This is a genomic window from Mycobacterium sp., from assembly GCF_035603715.1.
Classification (GTDB): domain Bacteria; phylum Actinomycetota; class Actinomycetes; order Mycobacteriales; family Mycobacteriaceae; genus Mycobacterium.
Map to the genome: position 1 here is coordinate 1 of NZ_DATNJW010000359.1, position 8,393 is coordinate 8,393.

Genomic DNA, 8,393 nt, shown 5'->3' on the forward strand with positions numbered 1-8,393 from the left:
CGACGGCAGCTTGGGCGGATCCGGCAGCTCAGGAATCCGCTGTGACCACCAGTCCCGGTCAGCGTCGTGAGCCGGCCGCGGTCCGGCCTCCTGCCGCACAATCTCCCGACGGTATTCCGGGTAGCTGTAGCCCAACTCCGGGAGCGGCTGCCCCCGATACAGCGACGCCAGATCGGCCATCAGCGTGCGGTAGCTCATCGCGTCGGCGGCCTGCATGTCCAAATCCACATGCAGGCGTGAGCTTTTCCCGGGCAGCAAGGAAAGGGTCAGCTCGAACACCTGCCCGTCGAGTTGCTGATGCGACTTCGCTTCCCGGATACCGGCGAGCCGCTCAGCGACGACCTCGGAGTCGAGGTCCCGAAAGTCGTGGATCGTGACCGGGAAGCTCGCCGGACCGTGACCGATCTGCTGGGTTCCATCCGACAGAAACGTCACCCGCAGCATCGGATGACGCGCCGCCAGCTTCGTGGCCGCGTCCCGTAGGCGTTCGGGATCGATTGCCCCGCCGTCGAATTCGACATACAAATGCCCGGCCACCCCACCGAGCGGCTGGCTGTCGTGCCGGCCCACCCACATGGCGTGCTGCATCGGGGCGAGCGGAAACGCGCCATCGGATGTACCGCTATGCGCCGCCGCCACGATGTCAGGCTCGGCAAGGTTCTGGTTGGCGCCGACGAGCAGCGACCACGCCTCCACAGTGGGATCGGCGGCGAGCGCGGCGAAGTCGACATCGATGCCGCGACGACGCCACCGACCGGCGAGCGACATCATCCGAATCGAATCGAGACCCTGGGTGATGAGGTCGCGGCTGCGGTCGACGGCATCGGCGCTGACGCCGAGTAATTCGGCAACCTCAGCGCACACGTCGCCCGGGCTGCCAGCAACGGAAGCCCGCACCCCACCAGTCAACAAACCCAACCCTCCTACTAGTTAGTGGAGGCTAGCCTAAATTGCTGGCTACTTTAATAGTCGGGGTACCCGGGACGCTACCGCCCTCAGGACTAGATAAGAATTGCCGTCACGCGGACCCCGTCACGCGGGCCCGCACAACCGCGACCACCACCCGGGTGTGCCGGTCGATTGGCCCCGAGCAGCGGTTATCGAGGTCGAGGCGAAGAAGTTACCCCACCCTCAGTGAGGTTAGGGTTACCTATTGTGTCTCAGTCAAATCTCAGGTAGCGTCGCGTCCCGCCTGGTTATGGCGCTATGTCCCAGTGACGGTTACTTAAAGGAGATGCCGTGCAGCTAGCCCTTCCCTCCGACTCGAAGACGGCTCTCGTGAGCCGGCTGATGATCGCCGGCGTGGCGGTCGCGGGCGCCAGCCTGTTCGCTGTGAATGCGCCCACCCCCGCCGGCCCTCTGGTCCAGCATCGGGACGTGAAGCTGGCCGCCGGCGAAGTTGACTGGACGACGTTCCTCGCCAACGTGAACGACAACCTGGCGACCCTGCAAAGCGAGGGCGCCACGTCGAGCTCCGAACTGTCGGCGGCACTCGGCAACGTCTCCGACGCCTTCAGCACCCAGATCAGCACCGCGCTGACCGGCTTCGACACCGGTGTCAACAACGCACTGTTCGGCGGCTGGTACGGCGGCGACGACGGCTACGTCTTCGGGTTGTTCGGCGGCGAGGGGGTTGCTGGCGGCCCCACCCCCGGCATCACCGGCAGCCTCATTGACGTGCTCTCGAAAGATTTTGCGGCTATCTCGACGAACCCGAACGGCAGCGAGCAACTTTTCAGCGACATCAACGCCTACGAGTTGGAGCTGCTGGATCACACGTTGAAGCCGCTGCTAGCCCCGCTTCTCGATGAGACCACCAAGGGCGTGACGACGCTGTCGATTCCCGTTGAGCTGTCGCAGATCCAGACCAACCTGCTTCAGGCCTTCGGCGACTACAACGAGCTGAAAGGCTTCAGCGAAACCTTGCTGTCCCCCGAGATCAGCGGCATGTTCGCACTGTCCACCGACCTGGACAACATCAACGCCGCGATGACTGCCGGCGACAGCGCCTTGGCCTCGACTGACCTGAACAACCTCGGGTCGGACGTGCTCAACGCCATCGTCAACGGCTACGACGCCGGCGTGAACCCCGTCAACGGCGTTGAAAACCTGTTCCCCGGGCTGATCAGCACCGGCAGCTTCCTCGATGAGCTGTACACGACCTGGACCGAGCAGTTCGTGACGGCGCTGGGCTCGCTGGGTGCCGACTCCGCCTCGTCGGTTGCGGCGGACTCCGTCTCGACGGCGCTGCCAGACCTGTTCACGGGGCTGTTCTAACCTCTGATCCAAGGACGCACTGGGCGGAAGGGACGAGCGCCGTACTGGAGGCAAGGGATGCCGTCTTCCCAGCTGGAAGGCTTTGTGCCGTTTCCACCGGACCGCGCGGCGAACTACCGGGCCGCCGGTTACTGGACCGGCCGGACCATCGAATCCATGCTGTCCGACGCGGCGCACAACTGGTCGACGCGACTTGCCGTCGTCGACGCCGACGGACCGCAGCGACTGACCTTCGCGCAACTCGACCAACGCGCTGACCGCGCGGCGGCGGGCTTGGCGGAGTTGGGCATCGCCGCGGGCGATCGGGTGCTCCTGCAATTGCCGAACACCTGCGAATTCGCGGTGGCGTTGTTCGCACTGCTACGCGCCGGCGCGATCCCGGTGATGTGCCTGACCGGCCATCGCACAGCCGAGTTAGGACACTTCGCCGCGGTCAGCGAGGCGACGGCGCTGATAATCCCCGATAGCGCAGGCGGTTTCGACTACCGCCCGATGGCACAGGAACTCTCGCACGGCCATCCCGGGCTGCGACACGTCATCGTCGACGGCGACCCGGGACCCTTCACGTCGTGGTCGCAGGTATGCGTAAGCAACGCCGAACGACCCGAACCACGCAATCCCGATCCTGAATCTCCCGCACTGCTGCTGGTGTCGGGCGGCACCACCGGCACACCGAAGCTCATCCCCCGCACCCACAACGACTATGTCTACAACGCCACGGCCAGCGCTGAGGTCTGCAAGCTCACCGCCGACGACGTGTACATGGCGGCTTTGCCTGCCGCGCACAACTTTCCGCTCGCCTGCCCCGGGCTGCTGGGCGCTATCGCGGTAGGCGCGCCCACCGTGTTTCTCAGCAACCCCAGCCCGGAGTCGGCGTTTGGCGCCATCGCTCGCCACGGCGTCACCGTCACCGCGCTGGTGCCGGCTCTGGCCAACCTGTGGGCACAGGCCACCGAATGGGAGCCCGAAGCCCCAACCTCATTGCGGCTGTTACAAGTTGGTGGCGCCAAGCTGGAAGCCAATGATGCCCAACGGGTCCGCGAGACGTTGACCCCCGGCCTACAGCAGGTCTTCGGAATGGCCGAAGGACTACTGAACTACACCCGACCCGGCGACCCGCCGAGCGTGGTCGACCACACCCAAGGCCGACCACTGTGCGTCGACGACGAACTGCGCATCGTCGACGACACCGGCCGACCCGTCCCGGCCGGCGCGGAGGGCGAACTGCTGGTCCGGGGTCCATACACCTTCAACGGGTACTTCCGCGCCGAAGAAGCCAACGTCCGCTGCTTCGACCCGGAGGGTTTCTACCGCAGCGGCGATCTCGTCCGTCAACACCCCGACGGGAACTTAGAGGTCACCGGCCGGGTGAAAGACGTCATTCATCGCGGCGGTGAGACCATCCCCGCGGCCGATCTCGAAGAACACTTGCGAACCCACCCGGCGATCTCGTCAGCCGCGGCGGTAGCGCTGCCCGATCCATATCTGGGCGAAAAAATTTGTGCGGCAGTCGTTTTCTCCGGTGGTCCGCTGACCCTGACGGAGCTGAACGCCTATCTGGACCAGCGCGGCGTCGCCAGGCATGCCCGGCCGGATGTACTGACCGCGATGGCCACGTTGCCAACCACACCGGTAGGCAAGATCGACAAGAAGGCGATCGCCCGGCAATTACAGTCTTAAGATTCGACAGCCGGATTCATCGAGTTCGGACAGAGATTACTTACCTTTCGCCACTAACCTCAACATTATGAAAACAAGTGTTGACAGCGTTTCGCCTGCGGTAAATGGCCGCGTCGAGGCGAAGCGGTCGTTCTTGTCAACCGCCCTCTCGGTGCTTGCCGCCGGCGCGACCTTTTTCGGAGCGGGAGCAGCGATGGCCTCGCCGTCCAGCATGAGTCCCGGAGACGGCCTGCTAGCGTTCCACGTCGAGTAATTCGGCCGTAGCGTCCCATCCGATCGGCGCTTTGCCAGTCGAGATCGACACCAGCGTGCTGGTCACTTGGGCGGATTCGCGCCAACGTCAATCTCGATGAAACTCGTCGCAAACCGACGAGCAGCTCTTAAATTAATGACTCACGACACTAGCCCCGCTTGGCGCGCAGTCGTTGAACCTGTCCGTAGGTGTCGATCGGGCTGTGCAATGCCAGACCTCCGTCGGCCAGGAGGGTCTGCCCTGTCACCCAACCCATCTCGAGCACCGCGACGATGGCCTCGGCGACATCGTCGGCCTCACCCACCCGGCCCAGGGCGGTTCGCTGAGCCAGCCCGTCCACCCACCCCGGCAGCTGCTCGGCCTGGGACAGCATCGGGGTTCGGGTGACGCCCGGTCCCACCGCGTTGACTCGGATGCCGTGCGGCCCCCACTCGCTCGCCGCGACCCGGACCAGCATGTCCACCCCGGCCTTGGAAACGCAGTAAGCGCCCATGTCGCGGTCTGCGACGGTACCGCTGATGCTGGATACCGCGACGATCGATCCGCCGCCGCCGTTGTCGATCATCGCCTGCGCAACCGCCCGCATCGTCAGCCAGGTCCCGGTGAGGTTGACGTCGATCACTCGTTTCCAGTCGGCGGGATCCTGTGCGATCAGCATTCCGGAAGCACCCATACCGGCACAGGCGACCAGTCGATCGGGCACGCCGACGCTGGCCAGGGTTTGTTGCAGCGCAGCAGACACCGCATCGGGATCGCTGATGTCGCAGGCGATGTCGCCGCCGCGGAGATCCCACGTAACGACGTCGTGGCCGGCGCCACGCAACCGGCCGGCGGCAGCGCTGCCGATGCCGGAGGCGCCGCCGGTCACGATGGCGGTCACCGCGCGGGCCCGATCAACTCAACGCGGACGCGGTCCGGCGCCGTGACGACAGCCATCTGAACCTGCTTTCCATGCGGCGCGGGCACGGCAATCTGTCGTGCGTCATCGGCGAATCCCAGATCGGCCAGTCGACGAAGCGTCGGCTCGACCTCGCGGTTCAGCGAGATCAGAAAGAACCCGGCCGCGGGGCCGGCCGTCGATTCGCCCTCGGGTGCCGGATCGTCGAATACGACCAATTCGACGATGCCGGTATCCGGTGCGGCGAGGTCGCCGAGAAAGATCGACCGCAGGGTATCGCTAGTGGCGTCGAACAGGGTCGGCCAATCACCGGTGAATACATGGTCGAAGAGGACCGTGAGACCCAGGCCGTCCCGCCAAAAGCTCAGTGCACGTTCGACGTCGGTGGTCACGATCGCCGTGTGATGAACACCGGTCATGCGCTGCCAGCTTCTGCCTTGAGTTTCGGATTTTGCCGACGGGTGTCGAAGATGCCCAGGTCGACTGCGGCGAGTCGCTGCGCGAACATGCTCCCGCTGTATGGGTATTGGGTCACCATCTTGCCGCTTGCGTGGCGAAAGTAGTTGCTGCAGTTCGCTGCCCAGACAGTGGTTTCCAGAGCTGACTGGATCTCGGTGTTGAAGGCGTCGTGCGGGCCGCGTTTGACCTCGACTGCATCAATCGCTTCCCGGCTCATCGTGTCGAGTAGTCGCCGCACGAACTCGGCCTGCGCCTCCAAGACGTAGATCATCGAGGTAGTCCCGTTGGTGTTCGGCCCGTACAGGGTGAACAGATTCGGATAGCCGGGCACCACCGTGCCCAGATACGCTTCGGCACCATCACGCCAATCGTCGTGAAGTCGCCGGCCACCGCTGCCGTAGACATCCAGATTGCTCAGATAGTCGGCGGCCTTGAAACCGGTTCCGAAGATCACCGTGTCGGCCCGGTGCTCGATACCGTCGGCGGTGCGCAGACCGTGTTCGGTGAAGGCAACGATCGGAGCGGTCTCCAACGTAACGTTTGGTAGATCGAATACCGGAAACCACGTCTTCGACTGCAGCGGCCTCTTGCAGCCAACGGGGTAGTCAGGCAACAACTTCGAGCGCAAATCCGGATCGCTCACCTTTTTGATCAGATAGTTGTACGACATCTCGGTCAGCATCTTGGTCATGTCGGATTCGACATCGAAATCGGCCACTTCGTACTGCTGGAACGCCGCATCTCGAACTTTCAGTGCTTCGGCGGGGTCGCTCGCGAACAACTCTTGCTGCTCGCGGGTGAAGGGGTCGTCGATCCGCGGCGCCACCCAGATCGGGGTGCGCTGGAATACGGTCAGATGCTCGGTCTCCGCGGCGATGGCAGGCACGTACTGGACAGCGCTGGCGCCGGTGCCGATCGATGCAACCCGTTCTCCCGCCGTCGATTTCGAATGATCCCACTGTGACGAGTGAAAAACTCGCCCGCCGAAAAGCTCCCGTTGGGGAATCGTCGGGATATTGGGGACATCAAGCATGCCGACCGCGCTGACGACAACGTCGACCTCATGTCGACTCCCCTGCGCCGTCTGGATCGCCCATTGCGAGTCGGCATCAGACCAACGGAGCGACGTCACGGTGGTGTCGGCCTTCAGGCGCGGACCCAGCTGGTGGTCAGATGCGACCCGTTCCAGGTACGCGAGGATCTCGGGCTGGTTCGCGTAGGTCTTGCTCCAGTACGGGTTCAACGCGAACGAAAACGAATAGAAGTGCGAAGGCACATCACACGCCGCGCCGGGGTAGGTGTTGTTGCGCCACGTTCCGCCGAACCCGTCGCCGCGTTCGAAAATGGTGAAATCGTAGTCACCTTGGGCCAATTGAATACCCATGGCGATACCGCCGGGGCCGGCCCCGATGACGCCAACCCGCGGCCTACGTTTCGACAACGCCGGCCTCGTCGGTGAGATCACGCTGCGCGAGAGTGACGGCGGCCATACCTGGCCATGTTACATATCAAGTCTTATATGTAAAACGGTATCGCGGAGGTGGTGCTCACCGGCGCTCCGGAGCAGAGTTGACGACCGCCTGACGATCAACTGCCTGCGGGCACGTTGGCGAATCCCGGTTCTCCACCGTCGACAACTGAATTGAACCGGAAGCGGGTCTCGAGACGCTCGCTGATGTCTTGCACCGCGCTCTCGGGAATCGCGGTGACATCGAAATTCTCGTTGATGCGCGCCGGGCTGACCGATGCCGTCAGGACTGCGCTGCCACGTTGGATGCCCCACGCCAAAAGCACTTGCGCGGGCGTTTTTCCCAACCGCTGCGCGATCGAGACAATCAGCGGATCGTCGAGCAGTCGCGGCTCGAGCGCGTGCCCAAGCGAAGCAAACGCCAACAGGATGATCCCGTCCGTCTCGCGCAGCTGATGCAGTTCCCACTGCGGGTGGTACGGATGGGACTCGACCTCGACCACGGCCGGCTTGATCCTGGCGGTGCCGGCGATCCGCCTGGCACCCTCGACGTCGATGTCAGAGAGTCCTATCGCTCCGGTAAGCCCTTCGTCGACAAGGCTTTCCATTGCCGCCCAGGTTTCCTCTAATGTGACTCCGTCGTCGTAGATGACGGCTCCGTGCGGGTCGCGGGGATCTTGGTCGTCGCCGGGCTTGAACGCGAACGGGGTGTGCACCAGATACAGGTCGACGGTGTCGATCCCGAGCCGGTCGAGGCTGGCTTGCAATGCCGGCTTGACCCGTTCGGGGCGATGGTTGTTGTTCCACAGCTTGGTGGTCACGAACAGCTCGTCGCGGCGCACTGTGCCGTCCGCGAACAGTTCTTTGAGCGCGGCGCCGACCTCGGCTTCGTTGCGATACCGTTCTGCGGCGTCGAGGTGGCGGAAGCCGACCTTGACCGCGGCTTTGACGGCTTCGCGCGTCTTCGTGCGATCGGACAGCGACGTTCCGAACCCGAGCGCGGGAATCGCGCCGCGACCGTCGTTCAACGGGAACGTGACCCGGCTCAGATCCTCAGCTGATGCCATAACTGTCAGCCTCCTCCATTTTATAGATGACCAGTCGTCTATTTAACATCCACCGACGACCCGCCATTCCCTCCGCGTTTCAGCGCAGCAGCGCGGGAATGGCGTCGGCTTCGAACCGGTCGTAGGGAATGCGGCTGCGAATCATCTTCCCCCTGAGCGCCGCGCCTTCCCAGGCTTCGATCAGCTGGGAGGCCATCTCGTCGGCGTCGGGACCGTTCCGAATATCACCCGAACGCAAACATGCGGCCAGAGCGCTGCCCCAGCGCTCGAGAATGCTGATCAGCTGCGCGC

At 64.0% G+C, this 8,393-nt stretch carries 8 protein-coding genes; 2 read left to right on the plus strand and 6 right to left on the minus strand.

What is annotated here, in order from left to right; all coding sequences use genetic code 11:
• Positions 1-897: condensation domain-containing protein (locus VN856_RS14875; protein ID WP_325690310.1), on the minus strand; the 897-nt coding region annotated here is incomplete at its 3' end.
• A gap of 342 nt (positions 898-1,239) precedes the next feature.
• On the opposite strand from VN856_RS14875, the gene VN856_RS14880 reads away from it, so the two are divergent.
• Positions 1,240-2,277 carry a hypothetical protein gene (locus tag VN856_RS14880; protein WP_325690311.1) on the plus strand — a complete coding sequence of 346 codons (1,038 nt, stop codon included), beginning with the start codon at positions 1,240-1,242 and terminating at the stop codon, positions 2,275-2,277.
• A 57-nt stretch (positions 2,278-2,334) separates the two neighbouring features.
• Positions 2,335-3,957, plus strand: a complete 1,623-nt coding sequence (locus tag VN856_RS14885) for a (2,3-dihydroxybenzoyl)adenylate synthase (RefSeq protein ID WP_325690313.1) — start codon at positions 2,335-2,337, stop codon at positions 3,955-3,957.
• Positions 3,958-4,358: 401 nt separating this feature from the next.
• On the opposite strand, the gene VN856_RS14890 is transcribed toward VN856_RS14885, so the two are convergent.
• The 5 genes from VN856_RS14890 to VN856_RS14910 form a co-directional block, all read right to left on the minus strand.
• Entirely contained in the window at positions 4,359-5,090 is a 732-nt protein-coding gene (locus VN856_RS14890) for an SDR family oxidoreductase (RefSeq protein WP_325690315.1), read from the minus strand.
• Entirely contained in the window at positions 5,087-5,527 is a 441-nt protein-coding gene (locus VN856_RS14895; protein ID WP_325690316.1) for a VOC family protein, read from the minus strand. The genes VN856_RS14890 and VN856_RS14895 overlap by 4 nt, the downstream gene beginning before the upstream one ends.
• On the minus strand, positions 5,524-7,032 hold the full coding sequence (locus tag VN856_RS14900; RefSeq protein ID WP_325690318.1) for an NAD(P)/FAD-dependent oxidoreductase: 1,509 nt from the start codon (positions 7,030-7,032) through the stop codon (positions 5,524-5,526). The genes VN856_RS14895 and VN856_RS14900 overlap by 4 nt, the downstream gene beginning before the upstream one ends.
• A gap of 122 nt (positions 7,033-7,154) precedes the next feature.
• On the minus strand, positions 7,155-8,102 hold the full coding sequence (locus VN856_RS14905; protein WP_325690320.1) for an aldo/keto reductase: 948 nt from the start codon (positions 8,100-8,102) through the stop codon (positions 7,155-7,157).
• A gap of 79 nt (positions 8,103-8,181) precedes the next feature.
• On the minus strand, positions 8,182-8,393 hold a 212-nt coding region (locus VN856_RS14910), incomplete at its 5' end, for a TetR family transcriptional regulator C-terminal domain-containing protein (RefSeq protein ID WP_325690321.1).

Excerpts from the sequence above, each read along its gene's own strand:
- VN856_RS14885 (WP_325690313.1), top strand. The coding sequence starts at position 2,335 with ATGCCGTCTTCCCAGCTGGAAGGCTTTGTGCCGTTTCCACCGGACCGC.
- VN856_RS14905 (WP_325690320.1), bottom strand. The coding sequence starts at position 8,102 with ATGGCATCAGCTGAGGATCTGAGCCGGGTCACGTTCCCGTTGAACGAC.
- VN856_RS14895 (WP_325690316.1), bottom strand. The coding sequence starts at position 5,527 with ATGACCGGTGTTCATCACACGGCGATCGTGACCACCGACGTCGAACGT.